This is a genomic window from Promicromonospora iranensis, from assembly GCF_028994775.1.
GTDB classification, from domain to species: domain Bacteria; phylum Actinomycetota; class Actinomycetes; order Actinomycetales; family Cellulomonadaceae; genus Promicromonospora; species Promicromonospora iranensis_A.
The window spans coordinates 310,923-335,225 of record NZ_JAJQMN010000004.1 but is presented as its reverse complement, the minus strand read 5'-3'; the positions used below and the strand labels follow the sequence as shown (position 1 = coordinate 335,225).

25 protein-coding genes and 1 pseudogene are annotated in these 24,303 nt (G+C 69.0%); 13 read left to right on the top strand and 13 right to left on the bottom strand.

Annotated features, from left to right (window positions below):
* Window positions 1-7: 7 nt before the first annotated feature.
* Window positions 8-2,260, top strand: a complete 2,253-nt coding sequence (locus tag LUU90_RS09200) for a DUF262 domain-containing protein (RefSeq protein ID WP_275003081.1) — start codon at window positions 8-10, stop codon at window positions 2,258-2,260.
* Between the two features lie 547 nt (window positions 2,261-2,807).
* Here LUU90_RS09200 and LUU90_RS09195 read toward each other — a convergent pair.
* Window positions 2,808-3,692: a hypothetical protein gene (locus LUU90_RS09195; protein WP_275003080.1), complete on the bottom strand. Its 885-nt coding sequence runs from the start codon at window positions 3,690-3,692 to the stop codon at window positions 2,808-2,810.
* Between the two features lie 314 nt (window positions 3,693-4,006).
* Here LUU90_RS09195 and LUU90_RS09190 point away from each other — a divergent pair, with 314 nt between their 5' ends.
* The gene (locus tag LUU90_RS09190; protein ID WP_275003079.1) at window positions 4,007-6,052 is read left to right on the top strand and encodes a hypothetical protein; all 2,046 of its coding nucleotides are present in this window, start codon (window positions 4,007-4,009) and stop codon (window positions 6,050-6,052) included.
* Between the two features lie 93 nt (window positions 6,053-6,145).
* Window positions 6,146-6,289, top strand: a complete 144-nt coding sequence (locus LUU90_RS09185) for a hypothetical protein (protein WP_275003078.1) — start codon at window positions 6,146-6,148, stop codon at window positions 6,287-6,289.
* 95 nt (window positions 6,290-6,384) lie between these two features.
* On the opposite strand, the gene LUU90_RS09180 is transcribed toward LUU90_RS09185, so the two are convergent.
* The 3 genes from LUU90_RS09180 to argS form a co-directional block, all read right to left on the bottom strand.
* Window positions 6,385-7,065: a hypothetical protein gene (locus LUU90_RS09180; RefSeq protein WP_275003076.1), complete on the bottom strand. Its 681-nt coding sequence runs from the start codon at window positions 7,063-7,065 to the stop codon at window positions 6,385-6,387.
* Complete coding sequence (locus LUU90_RS09175; RefSeq protein ID WP_275003075.1) at window positions 7,065-7,679, bottom strand: DUF4291 domain-containing protein; 615 nt, start codon at window positions 7,677-7,679, stop codon at window positions 7,065-7,067. The genes LUU90_RS09180 and LUU90_RS09175 overlap by 1 nt, the downstream gene beginning before the upstream one ends.
* A 416-nt stretch (window positions 7,680-8,095) precedes the next feature.
* A complete protein-coding gene (gene argS / locus LUU90_RS09170; RefSeq protein ID WP_275003074.1) occupies window positions 8,096-9,841 on the bottom strand; it encodes an arginine--tRNA ligase in 1,746 nt (581 codons plus the stop codon).
* A 424-nt stretch (window positions 9,842-10,265) separates the two neighbouring features.
* On the opposite strand from argS, the gene LUU90_RS09165 reads away from it, so the two are divergent.
* Window positions 10,266-10,541 carry a DUF1330 domain-containing protein gene (locus LUU90_RS09165; protein WP_275003073.1) on the top strand — a complete coding sequence of 92 codons (276 nt, stop codon included), beginning with the start codon at window positions 10,266-10,268 and terminating at the stop codon, window positions 10,539-10,541.
* Window positions 10,542-10,885: 344 nt separating this feature from the next.
* Here LUU90_RS09165 and LUU90_RS09160 read toward each other — a convergent pair whose 3' ends face one another.
* The 5 genes and pseudogenes from LUU90_RS09160 to LUU90_RS09140 form a co-directional block, all read right to left on the bottom strand.
* Entirely contained in the window at window positions 10,886-11,332 is a 447-nt protein-coding gene (locus LUU90_RS09160) for a hypothetical protein (protein ID WP_275003072.1), read from the bottom strand.
* 39 nt (window positions 11,333-11,371) lie between these two features.
* The gene (locus LUU90_RS09155) at window positions 11,372-11,626 is read right to left on the bottom strand and encodes a helix-turn-helix domain-containing protein (RefSeq protein WP_275003071.1); all 255 of its coding nucleotides are present in this window, start codon (window positions 11,624-11,626) and stop codon (window positions 11,372-11,374) included.
* A 531-nt stretch (window positions 11,627-12,157) separates the two neighbouring features.
* Window positions 12,158-13,012, bottom strand: a pseudogene (locus LUU90_RS09150) (NmrA/HSCARG family protein).
* A gap of 114 nt (window positions 13,013-13,126) precedes the next feature.
* Entirely contained in the window at window positions 13,127-14,092 is a 966-nt protein-coding gene (locus tag LUU90_RS09145) for an alpha/beta hydrolase (RefSeq protein ID WP_275003070.1), read from the bottom strand.
* A gap of 36 nt (window positions 14,093-14,128) precedes the next feature.
* A complete protein-coding gene (locus LUU90_RS09140) occupies window positions 14,129-15,067 on the bottom strand; it encodes an NADP-dependent oxidoreductase (RefSeq protein ID WP_275003069.1) in 939 nt (312 codons plus the stop codon).
* Window positions 15,068-15,178: 111 nt separating this feature from the next.
* Here LUU90_RS09140 and LUU90_RS09135 point away from each other — a divergent pair, with 111 nt between their 5' ends.
* The 7 genes from LUU90_RS09135 (at window position 15,179) to LUU90_RS09105 (ending at window position 19,198) form a co-directional block, all read left to right on the top strand.
* Window positions 15,179-15,679 (top strand): MarR family winged helix-turn-helix transcriptional regulator, encoded by a 501-nt coding sequence (locus LUU90_RS09135; RefSeq protein WP_275003068.1) that lies wholly within the window; start codon window positions 15,179-15,181, stop codon window positions 15,677-15,679.
* 112 nt (window positions 15,680-15,791) lie between these two features.
* Entirely contained in the window at window positions 15,792-16,007 is a 216-nt protein-coding gene (locus LUU90_RS09130; RefSeq protein WP_275003067.1) for a DUF2945 domain-containing protein, read from the top strand.
* Window positions 16,004-16,312 carry a DUF3140 domain-containing protein gene (locus LUU90_RS09125; protein WP_275003066.1) on the top strand — a complete coding sequence of 103 codons (309 nt, stop codon included), beginning with the start codon at window positions 16,004-16,006 and terminating at the stop codon, window positions 16,310-16,312. Before LUU90_RS09130 ends, LUU90_RS09125 begins: the two co-directional genes overlap by 4 nt.
* 49 nt (window positions 16,313-16,361) lie before the next feature.
* The gene (locus LUU90_RS09120) at window positions 16,362-16,814 is read left to right on the top strand and encodes an SRPBCC family protein (RefSeq protein WP_275003065.1); all 453 of its coding nucleotides are present in this window, start codon (window positions 16,362-16,364) and stop codon (window positions 16,812-16,814) included.
* Window positions 16,815-16,939: 125 nt separating this feature from the next.
* The gene (locus tag LUU90_RS09115) at window positions 16,940-17,284 is read left to right on the top strand and encodes a hypothetical protein (protein WP_275003064.1); all 345 of its coding nucleotides are present in this window, start codon (window positions 16,940-16,942) and stop codon (window positions 17,282-17,284) included.
* 28 nt (window positions 17,285-17,312) lie between these two features.
* Window positions 17,313-17,948 (top strand): phosphotransferase-like protein, encoded by a 636-nt coding sequence (locus LUU90_RS09110; RefSeq protein WP_275003063.1) that lies wholly within the window; start codon window positions 17,313-17,315, stop codon window positions 17,946-17,948.
* Window positions 17,949-18,019: 71 nt separating this feature from the next.
* Window positions 18,020-19,198, top strand: coding sequence for an NUDIX domain-containing protein (locus tag LUU90_RS09105; RefSeq protein ID WP_275003062.1), 1,179 nt, complete (start codon window positions 18,020-18,022; stop codon window positions 19,196-19,198).
* Between the two features lie 32 nt (window positions 19,199-19,230).
* Here LUU90_RS09105 and LUU90_RS09100 read toward each other — a convergent pair whose 3' ends face one another.
* Entirely contained in the window at window positions 19,231-20,022 is a 792-nt protein-coding gene (locus tag LUU90_RS09100) for a DUF899 family protein (protein WP_275003061.1), read from the bottom strand.
* Between the two features lie 313 nt (window positions 20,023-20,335).
* Between LUU90_RS09100 and LUU90_RS09095 the strand changes: the two genes are divergently transcribed.
* Window positions 20,336-20,851 (top strand): hypothetical protein, encoded by a 516-nt coding sequence (locus tag LUU90_RS09095; RefSeq protein ID WP_275003060.1) that lies wholly within the window; start codon window positions 20,336-20,338, stop codon window positions 20,849-20,851.
* 67 nt (window positions 20,852-20,918) lie between these two features.
* Here the strand turns inward: LUU90_RS09095 and LUU90_RS09090 are convergent, their stop codons facing one another.
* Window positions 20,919-21,314: a RidA family protein gene (locus LUU90_RS09090; RefSeq protein WP_275003059.1), complete on the bottom strand. Its 396-nt coding sequence runs from the start codon at window positions 21,312-21,314 to the stop codon at window positions 20,919-20,921.
* 135 nt (window positions 21,315-21,449) lie between these two features.
* On the opposite strand from LUU90_RS09090, the gene LUU90_RS09085 reads away from it, so the two are divergent.
* Window positions 21,450-22,457, top strand: a complete 1,008-nt coding sequence (locus tag LUU90_RS09085) for a helix-turn-helix transcriptional regulator (RefSeq protein ID WP_275003058.1) — start codon at window positions 21,450-21,452, stop codon at window positions 22,455-22,457.
* A 74-nt stretch (window positions 22,458-22,531) separates the two neighbouring features.
* On the opposite strand, the gene LUU90_RS09080 is transcribed toward LUU90_RS09085, so the two are convergent.
* Window positions 22,532-23,275, bottom strand: coding sequence for a hypothetical protein (locus LUU90_RS09080; protein WP_275003057.1), 744 nt, complete (start codon window positions 23,273-23,275; stop codon window positions 22,532-22,534).
* Between the two features lie 180 nt (window positions 23,276-23,455).
* Window positions 23,456-24,295, bottom strand: coding sequence for an NmrA family NAD(P)-binding protein (locus tag LUU90_RS09075; RefSeq protein WP_275003056.1), 840 nt, complete (start codon window positions 24,293-24,295; stop codon window positions 23,456-23,458).
* Window positions 24,296-24,303 lie beyond the last annotated feature (8 nt).

Sequence of the window (24,303 nt, the reverse complement as noted above, 5' to 3'; positions counted from 1 at the left end):
GACCCACGTGGAAGCCCATGCACGGACCCCGCGAGACCTGCTCGAGGGCAAGGAGCACTACGAGATCCCCGCATTCCAGCGGCCCTACGTCTGGAACGAGGAGGATCAGTGGGCTCCGCTGTGGGATGACATCGCCCGGGTTGCAGAGGCCTACGTTGACGTGAAGGAACGCGATCCAAGCGCCCAACCGGATGAGCACCACTTCCTCGGTGCCGTGGTCTACGCATCCAGGAAGCCGGTTGCTGGCGGTGTCACGCCGCACGACGTCATCGACGGTCAACAGCGAATGATTACCCTGCAGGTTCTGCTCGACGCCGTGCACGAGGTTGTCGAAGGCCGCGGGCATGACGACATGGCAGAGTCGCTCGGCGAGCTCATCCGCAACGGGTCCGCTCGGTTCGCTGGGACCAAGGAACGCTTCAAGGTCTGGCCCTCGCAGGCTGACCGTCTCGCTTTCGAGTGCGCGATGGACGGGGGCGGCGACTTCTCCGGAGAGCATCCGATTATTGCGGCCCACCAGTTCTTTCGCGCAGAAGCCGAGCGGTGGGTCACCGGCAAGCCCGACGAAGACGGGGTCGTTCCTCCCGGTAACGAGAGCCTGCGTGTAGAGGCGCTCAGTGCGACGCTCCAGGACGGCCTCGTGCTCGTCGCCATCGACTTGACCGGCCACGACGACTCGCAGCTGATCTTCGAGACGCTCAACGACCGGGGCACACCGCTGCTCAAGGCAGACCTCGTGAAGAACTGGGTCTTCCGCAAGGGCGAGCGTCTCGGTGCAGACGTGAACTCCTGGGCTGAGACCATGTGGGCCGAGTTCGATACCCGGTGGTGGCGCGAGGAGATCAGGCAGGGACGACTCATCAGGTCACGCGTCGACAGCTTTCTCCAGTACTGGCTCACTATGCGCCGACAGGAGGAGATCAAGGGTGAGAACACGTTCCGCGTCTTCACGGAGTATGCCGAGCCCTACATGACAAGCGCGGAGTCGGCCGATGCGTTGCTCAGCGCCCTCCGCGCGGACGCCGACACGTACCGCGCGCTCGCGGACCTGGACCAGGGCACGCCCGAGGGCCGGTTTTACGGCGTGGTGATCGAGCGGCTCGACCTCGCCGCCACGATGCCTGTCTTTCTGTGGCTCCTCTCGAAGAACCACGGTGTTGATGACGAACAGCGACGAATAGGCCTGCTGGCGCTCGAGAGCTGGGCAATTCGCCGGATGCTACTGCGCATGACGACCAAGGACGTCAACAGATTCATGGTCTCCACGCTAAAGATGCTGGCCGGGGGCCCGCCCGAGGCTACCGGCGATCGTCTCGTCGTAAGCCTCTCGGAGCAGTCGGCCGAAACGCGCCTGTGGCCGTCGGACGCGCACATGGCCGAACAGCTTCCCGAGATCCGCCTCTACGGGAATGTCCGCCAAGACCGGATCCGTGTCGTGCTCGGAGCCGTCGAGAACCACCTCCGGTCACTCAACACCATGTATGAAGCGGTTTCGCTCCCGGCAAAGCTCGAGATCGAGCACATCATGCCGCAGGGCTGGCGCGCTCACTGGAACTCCGCCCCGGGGCTGAGCCCGGACGAGGAAGCCCTCCGCGACCGCCTCGTGAACACGATCGGTAACCTCACCCTCGTCACCAAGTCGCTCAACGGATCACTATCTAACCGACCCTGGCTCGACGTCGACGCCGCGGGGCTCAAGGAAGGCGGCGCGCCCAACAAGGGCAAGTGGGCACTGCTGAACGAGTTCAGCCTTCTCGTGCTGAACAAGAAGGTTCTGAAAAACCACCCTGAGGCGTGGACCGACGATGCCATCGTGGAACGTTCAAGGGCTCTGACCGCCGCGATCTGCGCTGCCTGGCCGGGACCCGACGTCGAGATCCACGAGGCAGCCGCGCAGAGCGCAGCTGCACCTCGGCTGCGGGAGCTTCCCGAGATCGAGTGGACTGACGGGGACGTGGAGCGGCTTGCCGCAGAGGCCGGGGAGAGGCTGCTCGTTGTGCTCGACGCGCTTGCTTCCGATCCGGTCCGTGAGTGGACAAACCACGATTTCGCGATCGCAGGGCTGACGGACAAGGCCTATGCCGCCCTGGGCGCGCTCACGAACGAAGTCCGCGGCCGGTTCCAGCGGTCAAACGCCCCAATCCGGTACGTGAAGTCGGGCACGACCTGGAAATGGTCGGTGTCCGCGGACTTCGCCGGCAAGTGGCGTGCGGCCCGGCACGCAGCCCACTTACGGAAAGTCCCGCAAGACGGGCAATGACGTTGTTACGCAGAGAGACTGCTCTGGCCTTCGCCGGCTCGTACGCGGAAGGGATCCGCGTCGAGTCTCTCTCAGGCCACTGCATCTTCTGCCGACTGCCGAGCCGCATCCTGACTGAGCGTGGTTTAGCTAATGCGAGTTCTACGACGCCGGCACCGGTTGTGACCTCGACGAGGCATGCTTCTACCTCGCGCACGCCCGCGTTGACGTCGGGCTGGAAGGGTTCGGCGTGTAGCCGCGAATGCATGGGTTTAAATTCAAACTGCGCGCTACCACCAGGATCGAAAGCCTTCGCCGAGTGCCAGCGTGGTTAGGGTCGGAGTGGCACGCAGCAGGCACGCCCCACGCCGGCTAGGCTAGAAACCGCAGAGTTCCAACGATCCAGCGCCTGCGAACCACATGATCAACTTCTAGTTGGTCGCTCGGCCGCCCTTGTGTGGTCGGCCTGATCAGAGGCCCAGATCCGCGGATTCCACGGATTCGGTCCTCTTTGCGTCGCCATGGCCCCGGGTCGTCAAGAAGAAATCCGCGCAAGATCGAGGGCCTGTTAGTCGAACTCCGCGAACCGTTCCAGGAGAACATCGTCGGTGTCAGCCCTGACCGCGACCCGGAGCTCCAGCGCGGGGATCGCAGACCCCCCGCCGTCGTCGTCCTGCGCGACCCACGGCCTGCCTACCGAGGGGTTCGCGCTCGTGCCGTCCGGGTCGGGTGTGTAGCGCCAGCGCGCGGCGCGGTGGATCCGTGCGACCTCGCCCAGGTACCAGATCGCGCCCTGCACGAGGTCGTCGTCCATCTGAGCTTTCAGGGCCTCCGGGGACGGGATCCGCTGCCGGACCACCTGCGCGAGCGGAACCAGCGACGCCGGGCTGAAGTCGAGCTCCTGGGCTCGCCCGGTCTCCGCGGACCATGCGTCGAACCGGTCGCGGCGCGCCGTGAGCCAGCGGGGGAGCCAGGGGTCGGGCGTGTCGTCGCCCGCACGGGTCGGCAGCGCGGGTGGGTCGGCGCGGCGAGGTTCCCAGCCGTCGTCGTCGGCACGACGTCGGGCGGCCTCCGCCATGACGCGTTCGTGCTCGCCCGCCCACACGGTGCCGGTGCGGCGGGTGACGGCGTCGAGGACGAGCGACATCGGCTCGACCGTCCCGCCGGCGTCCAAGGCGGCGACCGGCAGGCCGGAAGCCTCGTCCCATGACCAAGCCCCGCCGCCGACGGTCAGCAGCGACTCCCCGAGGTACCCGCCGAGCGCCTCGACGAGACCCTCGCGGGGTGCGGCGTCCAGCGTCTCGGTGAGCAGGAGGCGTTCGAGGTCGCGCAGGGAGGCCGCGGAGTGGTCGAGCGCCGTCCCGGAGTCGACGACCAGATCCTGCAGCCCCGCCAGCATCGGGCCGATGTGGTCGAGCCAGCGGGCGAGGCCGTCGTCGGGCGCAGTCTGCATGCCGCCACGGTAGGCGGGCGGACGCGGTCGTCGCCACCGAATCCCGGCGCCGCCGCCCTGTGCCGCCGCCCTGTGCCGACTTTCGTCGCGTTTGTGGAGAATCGGTGTCAACGTTGATGCCGCCACATGTCGTCCGGCGCGTCGACCGGACGGACCCATACGTCCTGGAAGGAGTCATCGTGTCCGTGACGACCGATGCTCGGAAACGGCTACAGGCGGTCCTCCTGGCTTTCGCTCTGATCTTTACCCTGGTGACGGTCCCGCAGGCGGAGTCCGCCTCTGCGGCGGACCTCTCGGGGAAGTTGTGTCGCGACGTGTTCAAGCTGCCCAAGCCCACGGGCACGCAGCGGACCACGATGCCCGACGCGGCGGAGATCGCCGCGCTCGGTGAACTGCCGCTGGACTACGTGAACCCCGCTGAGCCGGTCCGGAACACCAAGTTGCCGAGCACTGATCCGGACGACGTGCGTGCGGAATACGGCACGAAGTACCGGGGGAAGGGCGTCGGCACCAAGAAGCACCTGTTCGCGCGGTGGAACGCCTGGCTCGACGGGCACTCGGAACTCGATACGAAGGAGAAGATCAACGCGGCCTTCGACGGGTGGCGCAACAGCTACGTCACGGTGCACGACAACAACGCGCGGGGGCATGCCCTGCACAAGCTCATCGTCGAGAAGCTCGGGCTGACCGGCGACGACTGGCTGTGCGAGAAGACTCTGGGCCCGAAGGGCCAGTCTGTCCGGGTGGACATCGTCCACAAGAAGACGAGGTTCGCCATCGAGGTGAAGGCGGGGTCGGGGCACACGAGGGAACAGTTGGCGAAGTACAAGGTCCTCGTCGACAACAAGACCCTGTCCCGCACGACGTACGTCCACGGCCAGGCGCCGGACAAGCCCACCCGTGAAGCGCTGAAGAACGCCAATATGAACTCGGCCCCGATCAAGGTCAAGCCCAGGATCACCAACATCCAGCCGACCAACCCGGGCGGGTGCCCCACGGGCAAGATGCAGGCGCTCGCCCGCTGCGCGCCCGGCCCGATAGACCCGAGCTCGAAGGGCCAGAACAGCAAGGTGCAGGACCTGGCCAAGCAGACCGGAAGGAACCCGGCAGAGGCGCGGCGGTTCCAGAACCTGCCCCGTGAGCTCGGCGCGCGCGACTGGGGATTCCGGCGGCCGGGTGGCATCGACTGGTCGTCGCTCGAGCTCAGCTACCTGGAGGTCGACCCCGGCACGGGCGACGTCGGCTACTCGTTCCAGGCGGACGACAACCCCGACGAGGCCGCGAACCCGTCCTTCGGCGGCGAGAAGACCCTGAACCTGAGCTCGGACGCGTTCTACACCTGGCTCGCCCTGCCCGACGAGGTGTTCTGGGTCAACCTCAACCCGGACCACCCCGACCAGGTCACGGACCCGCTGTTCGCGGACACCAAGGCCGCCCGCGTGCTCCTGGAGGCCGACCTGGAGATGAAGCGCGACTTCACCCGGCTGACCAACCCCGAGACCGAGGTGGGCGCGGCGTACTGGGACTCGCTACGGACCAACCCGGACGGCAGCGTGTGCTGGCCTTCCACCCGCCAGTGGATCTACGCGGCCCCGGCCAAGGTCCGCCAGGAGGGTGACCGCCTCTACATCCTGGATGCCCCGATGAGCGTGGGCAAGGAGCGGATGGAGTTCACCAACTACCCCGACGGCCAGGAGCCGTGCACCGCGAGCGACGAGATCATGGACCACAACTTCCGGATGGCGCAGGAGCACCTCGCCCCCGTGGTCGAGCAGCTGATCAACACCGACCCGAAGTACGCGGACCTGCGCAGCGTCTACCGGGCCAGGGTCGCCGCCGCGTGGGTGAAGCAGCGCAACGAGGCGACCCCGGGACCGTACGACGCGATCATCGACTCCGGGGACGCATCCGTGTGGCCCGAAGGGACGGACTGGGAGGCCAAGGACGTCTGGGACGACATGATGGAGAACGACTGGACCCGGGTCCAGTTCGAGGTCACCCGGGAGGAGATCGTCAACGGCGAGCCGTGGACCTGGACCTACCCGATCTACGGTGGCGTCGAGCTGGACAAGTCGCCGAGGAAGCAGACGCCCACCGAGGAGTTCCGTCGCGACCACGCCGAGCTGCCCCGGGCCGTCCAGGAATCCCGCGTCGACATCGTGGGCTACGGGGACGAGGACGCGCTCGTCGGCGGTGGCACGGCGCAGGAGCCGATCGAGCCGACTCCGACTCCGACTCCGACTCCGACGCCCACTCCGACGCCTACGCCGACTCCGGATGACCCGCCGGCCCCGACGCCGACGCCGACGCCGGACGACCCGCCGGCTCGGAAGGAGCCGCAGCTTGTGGCTACGGGCTGATCCCGGGAACTGAGTGCAGGCCGGCCCGTCGATGCGGGCCGGCCTGCTCCGTTTCACGGCCAGCCTGGCTCGCACCAGGCCAACGCAATGATCGTGACTGCCGAGTTCCTGGACCGGTACGACGTCCAGCAGGTCGGTGGGGCGACGATCCTGGAGTACTGGATCCCGGCCGAGGACCTCGACGAGCTCAACGCGAACATCGTCGGAACGATCGACGTCGTCGCGGAGTACCGATGACTGGCTGCCATGGTTCTCCGATCATGAGGCGGTCCAGGAGTGTCAACCGTGCGGGTTGTGAGCCTCCGGAGCGTCGGCCCCGATGTCGCGTGGGTCTACCGGTGGTCGGCGCAGTACTCGACGTGGACCTCGCCCCAGGCATTGCGGCGATTCTTGTCCGACGACGTGAACGGCGCGCCGCCGAGCCCGATCTCGGCGCAGCAATGGGTCCCGGGCTTGGCTGCCATGTGGGCGGGACAGTCCTCGACCAGGCCGCGTAGCTGGTCGGCCTGCAGCTCGAACGCCGCACGGCTGCCGATGAGGAAGAGCGTGTCGGCGGCAAGCGCGAACCGCAGGTGGTCATGGTTCTCCCGCCAGTGCGACCGTTCGTGGTCGGCCTGGGTGAGGTCCGGGAAGGGGCGCTCGGGCAGGACGACGGTGTGCGGGCGGGTCTGCCGGATCTGTGCCCGGGCCTGCTTCCATGCCGCGACGGGAAGGCTGAGGCTGTGATGCATCAGCACCAGATCGAGCCGCTGGCCGTAGCAGTGGCTGCCGCACGACGCCGCCGTCTGGCGTAGCGGCAGCCACACGACCGTCCGCGGGGACCGGGCGGCGAGCCACCAGGCCGCGGCGAGGTCGACGGCCGACGGCTTGTCGACGAGCATCTGATGGGACCGGTAGCCCGTGTACAGCGGGGCGTGCTTCGGCGGCCGAGCGGGGCGCACCACACGGAACTTCCGCCCGCCCACGGCGACGTCGGCCGTGAGCGTGCGCCAGGCCGTACCGGCCAGCTTCATCAGGCCGCAACCGGCGTGGGCGTTGCACCGATGGTCTGGGCGACGTCGCAGGGAAGGGGGTATGCATTCTCCGGCGGAAGCATGGCGGGGACAGCGTCCGGATCGGAGCGCAGCAGGCCGTGCAGATGGTGGACCTGCTCGGTGATGTCGTCGATCCCCACGATCCACTCGTCGATGTACGCGCTGACGGCGCTGCCGCTGAGCCCGACCTGGAGCGACCGGTGCGGCAAGGGGCTACCGGACGACGTCCGCTCGGGATCCCACTGCACGCGCACCTCGGACTGGCGCTTGCGCGTGGTCCAGGCCGCGGCGTCGCGATACACCGACCGGTCGAAGTGCGACAGGCACGAGGCCGCCAGCGCCTCCTCGAACCCGGCGCGGGTGATCCGTACGGCCAAGACGCGCTCCTGGTCGGGTTTGGTCGCCCAGCCGGAGCGATACATCATCCAGAGGAACGATGGTTTGATCCAGGTCATCCGCTCGCGCTTGAACGGTGGCACGAACGTCCCGGCCGCCAGGGCGGCGTCAGCGATAGCGGGTGGGTAGGCCTGGTAGACGACGATCGTGGCGTCGTCGTACACGGCACGTACCTGCCGTTGTGGGATCTCAAGCATGGGCGCGACGGTATCGAGGGTCTGACGAAGGACGCCACGGCTTTCTCTGGGCTACGGCTCAGCGCCAGGTCATCCCGACGGGCCTGCAGTCCGAAGCCTTCGCGTCAGCGAAAGGCGGCCAGTGAGAACTAGGAAAGCTTCGCGGACGGTGCTTGTCAGGTGTCATCGTGAGCCGATGAGCGAGCCACTGGTGCGACCCGCGGCCGGACCGCGCCGAGTTCACCGATGACCTCAATTTCGCTCTGATCCGTATGGTGCGATGAACCCGTTGTAGACCGTCCAGCCAACCAGGGGCGCGATCATGGGCAGTGTCGACATCGTCAGCCTGAGCGTCACGATGACCGAAGACGCCATTGGGTCGAGTGCTGGCCGGTGTCGGCATGACGGCGCTCAGAGCGTCTCTCGATACCGACATGTCACATCCTCTCGGGCGCCCGGATACCGAGGAGGTCCAGGCCGGTGGCGAGGGTCTGGCCGGTGAGGTCGCACAGAGCGAGCCGGTTGGCGCGCACAGTGTCGTCGTCTGCCTTCCGGACAGGGCAGGCGTCGTAGAACCTGGTGAACGCGGTGGCCACGTCGTAGAGGTATCCGCACAGCCGGTGCGGTTCGAGGGTGTCGGCGACGTCGCGCAGGGCGGCCTCGAAGGCGTCGAGGGTGAGCGCGAGAGCCTTCTCGGTGGGGTGCGCCGGGAGCGTGGCGTCCACGGAATCGCCGGGTGTCGCCTCGGTGCGTGCCTTGCGGAGGATGGAGCGAACGCGGGCGTGCGCGTACTGCAGGTAGACGCCGGTGTTGCCGGTGGTGGCGACCATCTGTTCCACGTCGAACACGTAGTCCTTCGTGCGCGTGTTGGACAGGTCGGCGTACTTGATCGCGGCGATCCCGGCGGCGTGCACGACGTCGTCGAGCTCGGCGTCGGCGAAGTCGTGCTCCTTGGCCTCCAGGACGGTGCGGATGGCGGCCTCGGCGTCGTCGAGCAGGTCGGCCAGGCGCACAGTCTTGCCGGAGCGGGTCTTGAACGGGCGCCCGTCGGTGCCGAGCACGGTGCCGAACGGGACGTGCTCGGTCTGGACGGTGTCGGGCAGCCAGCCGGCGCGGCGGGCGGTGTCGAAGACCATGCGGAAGTGCAGGGCTTGCCGGGCGTCGACGACGTAGAGGATGCGGTCGGCCTGGTAGTGGTCCACCCGCAGCCGGATCGTGGCCAGGTCGGTGGCGGCGTATCCGAAGCCGCCGTCCTTCTTGCGCACGATCAGCGGCACGGGCTCGCCCTCGGGGCCGGTGACGCCGTCGGTGAAGGTGACCACGGCGCCGTCGGACTCGGTGGCGATACCGGTGCGGAGCAGTTCTTCGACGATGCCGGGCAGCGCGTCGTTGTAGCGGGACTCGCCGTCGAAGTCGTCGCCGTCCAGCAGGATCCCGAGCCGGTCGTAGATGACCTCGAACGCCTTCTCCGACTCGGCGACCAGGTCACGCCACACATCCAGGGTCGCCGCATCGCCGGCCTGCAGGGCCACGACCCGGGCCCGGGAGCGGTCCGCGAACGCCGGATCGGCCTCGAACTCGGCCCGGGCAGCCTTGTACAGGCCGTCCAGCGCAGACATCGTCTCGGCGCCGCGGCCCTTCCAGGACACATCCGGGTGCTCGTCGAGGTACTGGATCAGCATGCCGAACTGGGTGCCCCAGTCCCCGATGTGGTTCTGCCGGGTCACGTCCGCGCCCAGGTGCTCCAGGACGCGCACGAGAGCGTCGCCGATCACCGACGAGCGCAGGTGGCCGACGTGCATTTCCTTGGCCACGTTCGGCGCCGAGTAATCGACCACCACCCGCTCACCCGTGCTGGGCGTGGTCAGGCCGAGCCGGGTGTCGGCGAGGCGTGCCGCGACGGCCGACCACACGACGTCGTCGGGCACGGTGATGTTCAGGAAGCCCGGACCCGAGACCTCGGCGGTGAGTCCGGTCAGGCGCCCGGCGACGTCGGCCCCGATGTCGCGCGGGGAGCGTGCGGCCTTCTTGGCCACGGCGAGTGTGCCGTTCGCCTGGAAGTCGGCGCGGTCGGATCGTCGGACCACCGGGTCGGTGCCGGCCAGCTCGGCCGGGAGCACCTGGGACAGGGCGGCCCGCACGGCCGCCTCCACCTGGTCCTTGATCGCCACGACGTCAGACACGCGTGAACCTTTCCATGGGGGTGTGTGGGTCCCGTCCGAAGTGACGGGATGACGGTAAGTCTGGGGGAAGCTGTGCGACGCCGCGGTGAGGGCGGCTCGGCGGGTCTCAGCCGTACACGAGGTAGGTGCCGGTCTTGTTGGGCTCGACCAGCTCGGCACCTGCGTCTCCTCGTGGCCGTACGTGGCGTTATCGCGCCGGGTTCTCGGCTCCAGGGCTCGGCGGAACCATGAGCACCTGGATGTCGCTGAGGGCCCCATGCGAGAGGGTGGGGCATCACGTGATTTAGATGTCGGACGGCGGCCTTCTACGAGTCGTGGTCCGGCGTACTCCTCCGGGTAGGCGTCTGTGATGACCTCGTCCATCGAACGCGCGGCGCGGCGCTCACCGGCGCACCGCGCTGGACATCGTTCGAAGGAGCCCGCCATGAGTGCATACGTCGTTTTCTTCAAAGAGAGCACTCACGACCAGGCTGAAGTTGACGCCTATCTGGCAAGTGTCAGAGACACATTTGAGGGGCATCCAGCGAAGATCCTCGCCGCCTACGGCGAACAGCAGGTGCTTGAAGGCGCCGCTCCTGAGGGCGTCGTGGTGATCGAGTTCCCGACTGCGGCCGACGCGCGAAGCTGCGGCCGCGCATCGCTTCAAGGGCGCAACCTTCCGCGTCGTTCTCGTGGAAGGGACCTGAGAGTAGGTCGGTGAGCACCGTTCGCTGCTTCGGGCGCGGACAGGCCGACACGCGACGAGGTCACCATTCGGGCCGGGCCCTGACAATGCATGGAATCGTGCCAGCGGTTCGTTGGGCCTGTGGTGCGCTGAGTATCTGCGCTTTCAGCCGATGGTCGGCACCGTGGACCAGCTCAACATCGTCTACCTCGCCCGTGGTGGGCATGACACAGGTGCTGCGCCGGACATCAACGAGGCTGAGGAGATCCGTTGGATCCCGCTTGTGGAGACCCGGGACTGATCGAGTCGGGGCAGATCGTTGGTGCGGCGTCGGTGGAAGGGCTGATGAAGGTCCTACTGGACCGCGCTGAAGGCCGGCTCTAGCGGCCCTTGCTCGCTGCGCGTACGAGACGGATCCGGTCTTTGATCTGTGCCTGCTTGTCGGCGAAGTACTTGCTTTCCACCAGCGGTTCGTGCGCCATGCGGATCACTCGTCGGGATCGCCAGTCGACCACGTCCACCGCTATGTCGTCCTCGTACACTCCGCTGAGCGCAGTGGTGTAGCCCTGGGCGCGTTCCTGCTTCTCTCGGCGTTCCACGAACCAGTCAATCGGACTGAAACTGCCGCGCCCTGCTAGGAGCGCGCACGTCAGGAACACAGTGAGCGTCACGTACAAGTAGGGCAGGTCTTTCGGCACGATGCCCGCCATCGACAGCGCGATGCCGATGATCAAGACACCGAACGACACAAGAAGCACGGTCATGAGTACTGCGGCCGCCAGTCCCCAGGCATGCGCAGTGGGACCCGTCAGCATCTGTCGTCGCATGTCTGGATGCCAATGCTGTGTCATAGGAATGAGTCGCGCCTAGCTTGCGACAAGATCGTGCGCACGGGCGATGTAGGTGTCCACGGTGTCGATTCCGGCGTGCGGTGCCAGGCGTTGGGCGATCTCGGCGAGATGCGCAGGACTCGGGCGCTTCTGACCGTGCTCAAGGTCCCAGATGTGCCCGTGGGAGCAGTGCACTCGCTCGCCCAGGCCGCGCAGTGACCAGGCGCGCTGCGTTCGCAGTTCGTTCAGCAGTGCCCTAAACCTGGGATCGACAACGACGTGCTCACCCATGGGAGTCTCCCTGCTCGATGTGGTGAAACGAGGCTAGCGGCCGGATGAGCGATACGTCAGCAGAGAAAGAACGTGCCTCCGATGGGAGTGGAACTCCGCAGGCATTCTCCGTCGCCGCTGGACTAGAAACCGCCGAATTCCAATGATCCAGCGCCTCCGAATCACATGGCAAACCTGTAAATGATATCCGGCCGTCACGACCGTCGAACTCTGCCAGAGGCCCAGACCCCGAAGCTCCGCGGATCTGGACCTCTTCGCAGCCCGATGCTAATTGTGGGGCGAGGATGCGCTGTGGTTGGAGCTCCAGCACCGAGACAGTGACCAAACCACGGCGACCCTGTACGTGCGGCGACAAAGACAGGGGAGCGAAGGTCCACCCGTTCGCTCACTCCCGACACCTCAACGTTCGATTCGAAGACGCCGAGGACGATCGGATGTCTTGCACTGCCCGCCGAGAAAGCGACGAACGCCCCGTGCCCCGGCCACGCCAGCAACCGCTCAACCCCCTGCTCCCACCCGCACCGGTTCCTGCTAGCGCTGTGTGACCAGCCACGACCGAAGGTCCCTGACCTCCGCCACCAGCGACCGCGACTGCGCCAGGTCGGCCCGATACGAAGACCCTTCGGCAAACCACCGGAACATCGCCTTGAGATCCTCGTCGTCGCCGAGGTACTCGAGCGGGATGGTCTCGAACCGCGCCGGCACCTCGAACACTTCGCCGGCCTGGGCGGCCACCAGGTCGAGAGAAAGCTCGTCGCCCGCGATCTCAACGGCATCGCCGTCGATCGCCCCAGGCTCGACCAGGAGCCGCGCAGCCGCCCGCCCGATGTCTCGCACGGTGACCATCTGCACCGGCACGTCGCCCGGCATCGGCATGCGGATGACGATCTCGCCGTCCTCGTTGGGCGTGAGCTGCGCGGTCAGGTTCTCCATGAAGAACGTCGGACGCAGGATCGTGGCGGGCACGAGCGCACGGAGCCGCTTCTCGACGTCGAACTTGCTCTCGAAGTGGGGGATGCCGGTTCCGCGCTCGGCACCGCCTACCGAGGATTAGACGACGTGCGGGACCTCCGCTCGGGCTGCTGCCTCGGCGACGGCGTGCCCGCGTCGCACCTCGCCTGCGGGACCTTCCGGGCCTTCGAAGGTCGTCATGTAGAAGAGGGCCGCGACGTCGGTGAGCCCGTCGGTGAGCGACTGGCTGTCCTCCTGGTCTGCCTGTACTACCTCGGCGCCCGTCGCACGCAGCGCCTGGGCCGCGGGGGAGTCGGGGTTGCGGACGAGCGCGCGGACCGGGACGCCGAGGTCGTGCAGTGCATCGACAGCGCTGCGGCCCTGCTGGCCGGTTGCGCCGATGACGGCGACAGGGGACTGGTGTGTGGAGGTCATGTCATTTCCCTTCAAGGGTTGTGATGCACCCACGAGCGTGATTGGTGGGTGGTGAAGCTGTGGTGCCAGAGGTGAACGTGCTCGCACCCGAGGCGCGAGCACGTTCGCCAAGGCTCAGAGCGCCTTCAGCGCCCGAACCCGGTCCGCGATCGCCCGCCGCGCCACCCCCGACTCGGGAGCGATCGAGTCGAACTCGTGGGGAACACCCGGGTGCAGGTGGAACTCCACATCCACCCCGGCACGGCTCAGCTTCGCGGCGTAGGCGATGTCCTCATCACGGAACACATCGAGCTGACCCACCTCGATATACGCCGGCGGCAGACCCGCCGCGTCGGACAACCGGGCGGGTGCCGCCGTGGCAGGAACCTGGTCTCCTCCAGCGGCCTCACCAAGCAGCGCCGGCCAGGCCGTGAGGCTGTCGTCGTACGACCAGATCAGGAACGGCTCGATCAGTGGGTCGGGCGTGGTGGTGCGGTCGTCGAGCATGGGCATCAGCAGGATCTGGCGCGCGATCTTCGGACCGCCGCGCTCACGCGTGAGAATCGTGAGCGCCGCCGCCATGCCGCCGCCCGCGCTGTCGCCCATCACCCCGATGCGGTCGGGGTCGATGCCGAGCTCCGCGGCGTGGTCGTGGAGCCAGCGCAGCGCCGCGTACGCGTCCTCGAGGGGCGTCGGGTAAGGGTGCTCGGGAGCGCGGCGGTACTCGACCGACAGCATGGGCACGCCGCTCGCCGACGCGTACCGGGAGACAGGCCCGTCGAACTGGTCGATGTGCCCGAAGATGTAGCCGCCGCCGTGGAAGAACAGCGCCGCCGGCCCCGCAGCGCCGTCCTTCATAAGCGCGCCGTCCTTCACGTACCAGCGCGCCGTGATCGTCGCGCCGTCGCCGGTGGCGATCTCGACGTCCCTGGTGGTCACATCGGCCGGGATGGGGAGCGCCGCGCTCGCGGCGGCAAGGATGGGCTCCCACATTGCGCGGCGTCCGGCGATGTCACCGACCGCGGGTGGGGTGGTTGCCGCCATGGCCTCGCCCATCGGGGCGAGGGCCGCGGCGACCTCAGGATCGAGAGTGAACGTCATGTCGCACTTCTTCTCTTGGGGAGGTGTGGAGAGGGATCAGCGGGCGTCGGGGACGGCCACGACCTTGCCGCGCAGCTCGCCGGCGGCTGACTGTGCGTGGATCGCGGGGAGCTCGCTCAGCGACACCCGCCGCGCCACATCGACACGCAGCTCGCCGCTGTCGACCAGGGCGACCAGCTGGGCCAGCTGGTCGACGTCGGCGCGGACGAAGACTCCGGCGGCCCGCACGCCGCGCTCGTCGTCGCTGGGCGTGGGCATCCACGCGGTCGTCGAGGCCACGACACCGCCGTCACGGACGAGGGCGACGAGAGCCGTGAACTCGTCGGGGCTGATGGGCGCCAGGTTGAGCAGGACGTCGACGGGCTCGCTCACCGATCCGAGGACGGTGGCGGCCGTGTGGTCGATGACCTCGTCCGCGCCGGCAGTCGTGACGGCGTCACGGCTGCGCGGGCTCGCCGTGGCGATGACGTAGGCACCGGCCCGCTTGGCGAGCTGGACGGCGTAGCCGCCCACCGATCCGCCGGCACCGGTGATCAGCACTCGCTGACCCTCCTTGAGCCCTGCCGCGTCGAAGAGCGACTGCCAGGCGGTGAGCGCCACGGAGGGCAGCGCGGCGGCGTCGGCCAGGTCGATGCTGGTCGGCGCCTTGACGAGGACGCCGGCGGGGGCGACCGCGTACTCCGCCGCGGAGCCGTCCTCCGTCATCGGGAGGAAGCCGACGACGGCGTCGCCGACCTGGAGGCCGCTCACGCCGTCGCCGATCGTGTCGACGGTGCCGGAGACGTCGTAGCCGGGCACGTGCGGGAGCGTTACCGGGATCGGCAGGAGGCCGCCTCGGATGCCGTTGTCGGCCGGGTTGAACGCGGAGCCGGCGACGCGGATGAGCACCTGGCCCTTGCCGGCGACGGGCCGGTCGGTGTCCTCGTAGCGCAGGACCTCGGGGGAGCCGGTCTGGTGGAAGCGAACGGTCTTCATGATGGCCTTCTCTCAGTTTGTTGCTTCGGATTCGAAGCATCTGTGAGGACCGTAGCACTGCTTCGAGTTCGTAGCAAGTACTTCGAGTTCGCAGCAAGGTAGACTGCGGGCATGGCCGATACCCCTCGTTCCTTCGACCCCACCGAGCTGGGTGCCTACTTCGCGCTCATCGAGGTCAGCAGCCTCTTGCGGCACACGGTCGAGCAACAGCTGCGGGAGGCCGGCGACCTGAGCTACGTGCAGTTCCAGCTCCTGGCCCGGCTGGGCAACTCGCCCGACGGGAGCTACCGCATGACCGATCTCGCCGACGGCGTCGTCTACAGCCGCAGTGGCCTCACCTATCAGGCCCAGACGCTCGAGCAGCGCGGGCTAGTCACGCGCGCACCGTCCCCCGACGACGAGCGCAGCACCACGGTCGCGATCACCCAGCAGGGCAGGGACGTCCTCGCGAAGGTCTTCCCCGGCCATATCGCGGTGCTCGACGAGCTGCTGTTCGAGCCGCTGGAGCGTGCGGACGTCGAGGCCCTGTTCGATGTGCTGGGCAGGGTTCGTGACCACATGCGCGCGGCGCCCCCGCGTTCCGCGGCACCGCGACGACGAAAGACGAGCTGACGGGCGAGGCTGCGGCCAACCATACCGCAGCCCGCTACGCACCGGGCTTGAGCGACCACCCTCCCAAGCGCCCGCCCGTGCGAGGTCCCGTCGGTCGACACAGACTGAACCAATGGGTGAGAAAAAGCTCCACAAGGGTGACGAGGTCACCTGGTCCAGCCACGGGCAGACGGTGCACGGCGAGGTCGTCGAGGAGATCACCGAGGACACCGAGGCAGCCGGCCGGACGGTCCGGGCCTCGAAGGACGACCCGCAGTACCGCGTGCGCAGCGACAAGAGCGGCAAGGACGCCGTCCACAAGCCCTCCGCACTGGAGGACGACGCATGAGCGACGAGTTCGACGAGGCCGTGAACATGACGGCGAGCGAGCTGGAGCGGTGGCTGGACACCGACGAGTCGAAGTCGGTGGGCCAGTCGGACGGTGGCGAGTCGGTCGGACACGAGTCCGGCAGGCACATCTTGCGGCTGCTGCGCACGAAGAAGGGCGACCTGACGGAAGACGACGAGGCGCACATGCGCAAGGTCGTCGGGTACGTGCACCGGCACCTCGCCCAGCACCCGGACGGGGACGTGGAGCACACGAGGTGGCGCTACTCCCTGATGAACTGGGGACACGACCCCCTCAAGGACTGACTCGGCAGCCCCAGCCTCGGAGGGTTTGACCGGCCGATAGAGTCCCAGCATGACCGGCCCCCGGCGCTACCAGGACGTCCGCGCAGCCACGCTCACGGCCCCGCCCGACGTCGTGTGGGGCGCCGTCCTCGACCAGGTCGAGGTGCTCGGGCAGCCGTCCTGGTACGTGCACCTGATCGGCTGCCGCGACAGGCGGCCCTCAGGCCCGAGACCTCTCGCGGCAGGTTCGGTGGTCCCCGGCTTCCGCGTGGCGACGGCGGATCCGCCGTCCCGGCTCGTGCTCGACGGCGTCCACCGGTTCTCGGTCTACACGCTCACCTTCCACCTGGCGCCGACGGACGCCGGCACGCGCCTGGAAGCGCACACCGACGCGACCTTCCCGGGCGTCCTCGGTGCCCTCTACCGGCTGCTGGTGATCGACTCGCGCATCCACAAGCTCGCGACCCGGAGCATCGTGGCGCGCATCCGTAGACGGGTCGAGACCCTCCACGAACGGGCTTGATCGAAGGCGAGGAATTGCCGTGCAGGTGCCGGTAGCGCCGCCGTAGAGTCGTGGCCATGACAAGGAACGCAGGCGGGCTCCGACCCCGCCCACTCAGGCGGGTGTTGTCCTGAGACGAGGTACCCATGGCGTTCCGACGCTTCTACCGCCGCACCTTCCTGAACCTGCGCGGCCACCATGCCGGCGCGTACGCGCTCGCCGATATCACCATCGAACCCGGATTCGACCCGGACGAGCAGGCCAAGCGGGTCAGCGCGGGTCTGTCGATCGCTGACTGCGGTCGCGTCGTCAGCCTCGAGTTCGACGTCGACTCCGTGGCCGACGCCCGCAACGCCCTGCACAAGGCCCGCCTGCTGCGCGACGTCGTGAACCAGTTCACCGACGCGCTGGAACGGGCCGTCCAGGCGGCTGATGTCGGGCCCCGCCAGGTACGCCCTGGCGGCAAGGACCGGCCGCCGAGCGCCAGGTAGTTACGACACGCACCATCGGAGCCGACGCATGACCCCTTCGAAACCGCTGTGCCTGGTCATCAACGGCCCCTCGGCCGCAGGGAAATCAACGCTCACGACGGCGATCCAGGACCGCGCCGAGATCGCGCTCCTGCGGTTCGGCCTCGACGAGCTCTTCCGGATGGTCCCCGACCACTGGGGCGGCGGGCTGCCGGGTGCCCGCCACTCGGACCGCGGCTTCCGCTACGAGGACGTCGAAGGGCGTGAAGGCGTGCGCCGGATCCGCTCCGGTCCGGACGGTCTGCTGATGCTGCGAGCGATGAACGCAGCCGTCGTGGCGATGCTGCAGGCCGGCCAGGGGGTGATCGTGGACGGGCAGGCGTTCGAGCCCGAGGCGAACCAGGACCTGGAAGCCCGCCTCCGGGAGCTGGACGGACACGGTGCGGCAGTCGTGGAGATCGTCGAGCTCCGGAGCACCGATGGTGAGCTCGAGGATCGCCAACGCCGCCACCGACATCCGGCAGGGCTCTCGCTGTTCCACAGCACGCAGCCGCCTCAGTCGGCGAGCCCTGATCTGGTCATCGACACGACCGGCCTGGACGCAACCCAGGTGGCGGACCGGCTCTGGGACCGGCTGGTCGCGGTCTACCCGGCGATCGCGACCGGCCCCACGAGCGGTGCCTGAGCACGAACCGCAACGCCCAGTTTCACGAAAACGGATGGGTCCACCGCCCCGCGTGCGCAAGGATGGCGCGCGTGGATCCGAGAGCTGATGCCGCCGCCCTGGTCGCCGACCGATATCCCGAGGCCCGGTGGTCGCTGCTGGCCGGCAGCGTGCTCGACCCCGGTTCCCGCACGGCCGGGTCGGACCTGGACATCGTGGTGTGCGTGCCCGACGACGCCGTCGGGCACCGCGACTCCGTCCGCTGGCGGGGCTGGCCGGTCGAGCTGTTCGTGAACACCGAGGCGGGCCACCGCTGGTTCATCGCCCAGGAGACGACCCGGCGAAAGCCGACCCTGGCGCGGATGATCGCGATGGGTGTGCCGCTGGTGGGGGAGACCGACGTTGCCACGCTGAAGGCGGAGTGCCAGGCGCTGGTGGACGGGGGCCCGGGACCGGCGTCGGACACCGCCCTGGAGGATGCCCGGTACGGCGTGACCGACCTGCTCGACGATCTCGCCTACGCGCGGGACGGCGGCGAGGCCGACGTGGTGCGGTCGGTGCTGTGGGAGCGGGTCGGGCACCTCGCGCTCGCGGCGGCGGGGAGGTGGGACGGCGGCGGGAAGTGGCTGCTGCGCGAGCTGCGCGCCTGGGACCCCGGATACGCCGCCCGCTGGGTGGCCGCCCGGCACGACGACCAGACGATGGTCGCGGTCGCCCGCGCCACGCTCGACGCGGCGGGCGGCCCGCTGTTCGAGGGATACCTGCGCCAGGCACCCGTCGTCGACGAGGTCCCGGCGACCTCGACCGTGCCGCCGGTGGTGGTGCGGCGCGCGGCACGGGCGATCCTGCTCGACGACGCGGGCCGCCTCGTGCTGATCAAGCGGACCGTACGAGGGCGTGCGCCGTACTGGGTGACGCCCGGCGGCGGCGTCGAGCCCGAGGACGCCTCGGTCGAGGACGGGCTGCACCGGGAGCTGTTCGAGGAGCTCGGCGCCACGGTCCGGATCGTCCGGCAGGTGTTCCTGACCTCCCAGCCCAAGGACGCCGGGATCGCGGTGGGGCACTACTTCCTCGCCCGAGTGACCTCCATGGACCTGGCGCTGCGCACCGGACCGGAGTTCCAGGAACCGGTGCGTGGCAGCTACGACGTCGAGCACGTGGACCTGCGCGACGACGCCGCGCTGGCCCGCCTCGAACTGGTGCCCGCCGCGTTCAAGGCGTTCGTCCGGACGAACCGCGACGCGCTGCTGGCCGAGGCCGCGGCCTCCTGAGCGCGACGTTGTCGTCGTCGTGACAGGAACCGTCAGTGCTGGTGCTCGCCTCCACCCCGAGGCGGCACCGGCGTCGCTCCCGGCCGCGTCCACTGCGGCGTCGCCCGGCGGGTCGACCCCCAGGTGGCGTTCCCGTCGGCGTCCGTGGCCCAGTACCAGCAGGAGTCCCGACCCTCGGGCCAGCCCTCCGGCATGTCTTCCCACGACTCGCCCCGGCCGTAGGGGGTCATGTCGAGCAGCCCGAAGATCCCGGAGGCCGGCTCGTTGCCACGGCCGGTGGTCCGGTAGGTGAGGAACACGCGGTCGTCGTCGCGCAGGAAGCAGACGATGTGGCCCATGTCGACGCCGACCGGCGCCTCCAGCCCGCGCACCGAGTACCAGGGCTCGGTGTAGCCCATGAACTCCAGGTACGGGGCGACCTCGTCCCAGGGGCCCTCGGTCAGCATCGCGAACGAGACCCCGCGTGCGGCGAGGTACGGGGCGGCCTGCTGGATGTGCCAGGTGTTGATCGTGCAGCCGGGGCACTGGCGCTCGAACGGCTCGCCGTCGTGCCACATGTGCTGGTAGACGACGAGCTCGTCGCGCCCCTGGAACAGGTCGATGAGCGGCACGGGCCCGGCGGCGCCGGTGACCTGCATGGTCCCGTCGATCTCGACCATCGGCAGCCGACGCCGGGCGGCGGCGAGGGCATCACCCGCACGGGTGTGGGCCTTCTCCAGGGCGAGGAACTCGTCCCGGGTTGCCTGCCAGCTGTCCCAGTCGAGCACGGGCGGGCGACCGGGCCGGTCGGTCGTGGCGCGGTTCGTGACGGGCGTCTCGGTCACGGTGTCCTCCAGCGTCTCGGATGCGGGCGCGCCGGTGGCGCCCATACCTACCGACGACGAGCCGGGTCCCGACTCATCGGTGGCGGCCGGTCCAGCTCCCGGGCCGGACCTTGGCGCGGCGCGGCACCCTGGGCGGATACCAGGGCAAAGTGCCGAGTCGCTGAATTCACCCGGGTGGTGTTCGGGTTCGGGCACTGTTTTCGGCCCCGCCGTCCAGGTGTGTTTCTTATGCTGGGAATCGTGCCGGGTGCCCGCCGGTCGGAATTCGTTCGAAACCCCGCAAGAATTCATATCAGCAGAACGAGGAAGAATCATGAGACGTACGTCAAAAGTAATTGCTGCGCTCGCCGTGACCATGTTCGGGGTGGTCGGTCTCGCGGGGCCGGCGCAGGCCGCGGACATCGACCTGACCGCCTCCGAAAGGTATTACAACAGCTCGTACAGCCGCAGCGGCAACGCGGTGTGCCGGGTCAATGTGCACCCGCCGAGGAACGTCAACTCCAACCAGGACATCGTGGTGAAGGGCACCGTCTCGTGCAACGTCAAGATGCGCCGCGGGGCGATGGTTGACCTTGCTATCGAGGACCGCTATGTCTCCGCGGGGAATTCCTGGGACAGTGACGTCGCCACCATCCGGCGCAATGTCGGAAACAAGTCCGGCACCTTCTCGGTGCGGTTCGAGGTCGACGACTCCTACCGTTGGGCGCGAGGCACGTGGCACGTGACCGACCCCTCGCTGGACCTCGAGTTCGCCAACCCGTTCAACGGGTCGACCGAGTGGATGTGGAACTACCGGTCCGCACGCGTCGAGAGCTTCCGGGTCAACTGACGCACCACGGACGAGGACGGGTCACGGGAAGGGCTGATCGCCCTCCCGTGACCCGTTTGCCGTGTCCTCAGGCGACCGCGGTTCCCTCCAGCTCGACCAGCTGCCCGGGGATCGCCAACCGGGTCACCCCGAGCATGGTGGTCGACGGCGCCACCCGGGCAGCGCCCAGCCGTGAGGCGAGCACCCCGTAGTGCTGGAAGAGCAGGTCGACGTCGGTGGTGTAGACGTTGAGCCGGACAAGGTTCGCCAGCGACATGTCGGCCTCGCCGAGCAGCGCCTCCAGGTTGGCGAGGCTCAGCCGGAGCTGCGCCGCCATGTCGCCGTCGTGCTCGGGTCTGCCGTCGGTGCTCATCGCGGTCTGTCCGGAGCAGTACAGGGTCCGGGTGTGCCCGGAGACCAGCTCTCCCTGGTTGAACCCCATCGCCACCGACCACGTCACCGGGTTGACTGTCGTTCGTTCCATCGCCACATCAGCTCCATTCGATTCCTGGGGGCGTACGCGCGTTCCTCGGCTCGATAGCCGCCGGTCCGGGACGTCGTGAACAAGGCTCCCCAGAAATCACGACACCCTGTGTCAGGTATTCCGTAGGATCTTCGGATGCGTGCCGATCGGCTGGTCTCCCTGGTGCTGCTGCTGCGCCAGCGTGGTCGGCTGTCCGCGGAAACCCTGGCCCGCGAGCTGGAGGTGTCCACCCGCACCGTGCTGCGCGACATCGAGGCGCTGTCGGCGGCGGGCGTCCCGGTCTACGCGGAACGTGGGCGCCATGGCGGGTTCGCCCTGCTGCCCGGCTTCCGGACCGAGCTCACCGGCCTGAACCACGACGAAGCCCTCGCCCTGCTGACCGCCGGGACGAGCCGGGGCGAGCAGGTGTTCGGTCTCGGCTCGGCGCTCGCGTCGGCCATGCGCAAGGTGGTCGACGCGCTGCCCGAGAGCCACCGGGCCACCACGAGCGACGCGGCACAGCGGTTCCTCGTCGACCCGGAGACGGATCTGCTCTCCCGGCGGCAGGTCGCCGACGAGGTGCCGGGCGCCGCGATGGTCGAGGTGCGCCGCGCAGTGCTGGCCGGACACAAGCTGCGCATCCACTACGCGCCGGTGGACCGGCCCGCGACGTGGCGCACGGTGGACCCGATCGGCCTCGTCACCGTGCGTGACAAGGGCTACCTGCTGGCCACGACGTCGGGCGCGGACCGCACCTACCGGCTGTCAAGGATCCTGGCCGCCGAGGAGCTCGCCGAACCCGCGCAGCGACCCGACCAGGTCGACCTCGACCGGATCTGGCAGGAACGCAGCACACGGTTCCGGACCGGCGGTGACCAGGTCGCCGTGCTGGTCCGCCTGGACCCGGCCCGGCGGGAGGACCTGGCGGGCACGGCGCTCGCCGTCCTCTCCGAAGCCGCCGACGGCGAGGGCCGGCTCCGGCTCGAGGTCACCTTCCAGGACCTGCGCCACGCGGTCTGGGCGCTGTGGCAGCTCGGTACGGACGCCGAGGCCCTGGCCCCGGCGTCGTTGCGCGCCGCCCTGCGTGACCGCGCTGCCGCTCTGGTCGAGCGGTACGCGGACCCGGACCCTGCGGATCCTCCCGCGGATCCTCGCGCCCGCTAGCGAGCGCAGGATCCGGATCACCTGGCGGGTGTTCGGGATCCTGCGCTCGGGCCGGCCGTGCCGCGCTGTGCGGCTCAGCCCTGCTTGACGCGGCGGCCCATCACGAGCAGCACCACACCGGCGGCGATCAGCAGGCCGGCGAAGATCGAGACCGGCACGGCCATGGAACCGGTGGCGGCGAGCACGTCCTCGTCGGCGGACGGCGTGGCGGCGGACGACGGCGTGGCCGTGCCATCGGCGGACGCGCTCGGCACCGGCGTCGGCTCGGTGGTCGTGTCCGACGGCGTCGGCTCGGCCGCCGGCTGGGTGGTGGCCGACGGGGCCGGGGTGGCGGACGGCGTCGCGGTGGCCGACGGGGTCGGCGTGGCGGACGGCTTCGGGGTGGCGGACGGCGTCGGAGCCGGCTGGTCGTCGGTGCAGACCGGCTTCTGGCCGCCCTCGCCGAAGTGCTCGTCGTACTCCGCGACCTGCACCCAGGTGATGCAGAACGACGGGTCGTCGATCAGCTCGCCCCAGGGCAGGAACGACTCGCCGACGTACTGGCCGGACGGCTGGTCGTTCCGGGTCTCGAAGTGGATTCCCGCGGACCGCTCGGCCCCGGCGGCGGTGTACCTGACGTTGACGTGGCCGCCGTCGGCGAAGGCCGCGCCGTCGGGCAGGGTGAGGCCCTTCGCGGTGACCGTGTACGGGACCGGACCGTCTGACCCTCCGGGCGGTGCCGCCGCGGCGGAGGGTGCCCCGATCACTGCCCCGATCACAAAGGCCGCGGCCAGCAGGAGGGGAGCGGTGGCGACGGACGCGGCCGGGGGAATGCGCATGGAAGTCCTTTCACGCAAGACACAGGAGGTGTACTTCGGGGTAGTGGGCACCACGCTGTGCAACCGGTCAAAAGGGTAGAGCACCGACAAGAGTCTGAAACCGCGCATCCTGCACCGATGAGTGCTCCGGCCGCTACAGGCGGGGCGGCACGCCCCGGTCGGGCAGGTGCCGCCCTCGTGTCACACCGGCCGACCGGCCACGAGCGCCTCGGTGAGCACGGTCCGCACGTCGCGCGGCTCGCGCCCGAGCACCTGGCGGACGCCGTCGGTCGCGTTCTCGTTGCGGCCGTCGAACACCTCCCGGCAGAGCTCGGTGAGCAGGGTCGCGGTCTCGGGGCCGGCCTCGGCGGCGACGGCGGCGTGGAAGTCGTCGAAGCCCATCGGCACGTACTGGACGTCGCGCCCGGTGATCTCGGTGAGCAGGGCGGCGACCTCGGCCAGCGTGAGCGACTCCGGGCCGGTCACCTCGTACCGGCGGCCCGCGTGGCCGTCGGTGGCGAGGATCTCGGTGACCACGGCGGCGATGTCGTCGACGTCGATGAACGGCTCGCGCACCTCCCCGGCGGCGAGCGCGAGCACCCCGGTCTCCAGGGCGTCGCTCAGGGCGCCCTCGGTGAAGTTCTGGGTGAACCACCCGGCGCTGACGATCGTCGAGGGGATGTCGGAGTCGAGCACGATCTGCTCGCAGCGCTGGGCGCCCTCCTCGCCGCGACCGGAGAGCAGCACGATGCGCTGCACGCCGGCCTCCCGGGCGACCTCGACGAGGCGGGTGATCGCGATGTCGGAGCCGGGTGCGGCCAGGTCGGGCACGTAGGTGACATACATGCGGTCGACGCCGTGCAGGGCCTGGGCCCAGCCTTCGGGCTGCTCCCAGTCGAACCGCGGGCTGGTACCGCGGGCGAGCCGGCGGACGGTGTGGCCGCCGGCCTCGAGCTGGGCCGCTACGCGCCGCCCGGTCTTGCCGGTGGCGCCGATCACGGCGAAGGTCGGCTGGGACGTGGTGTGTGTGGTGTTTGCCATGCGTCCAT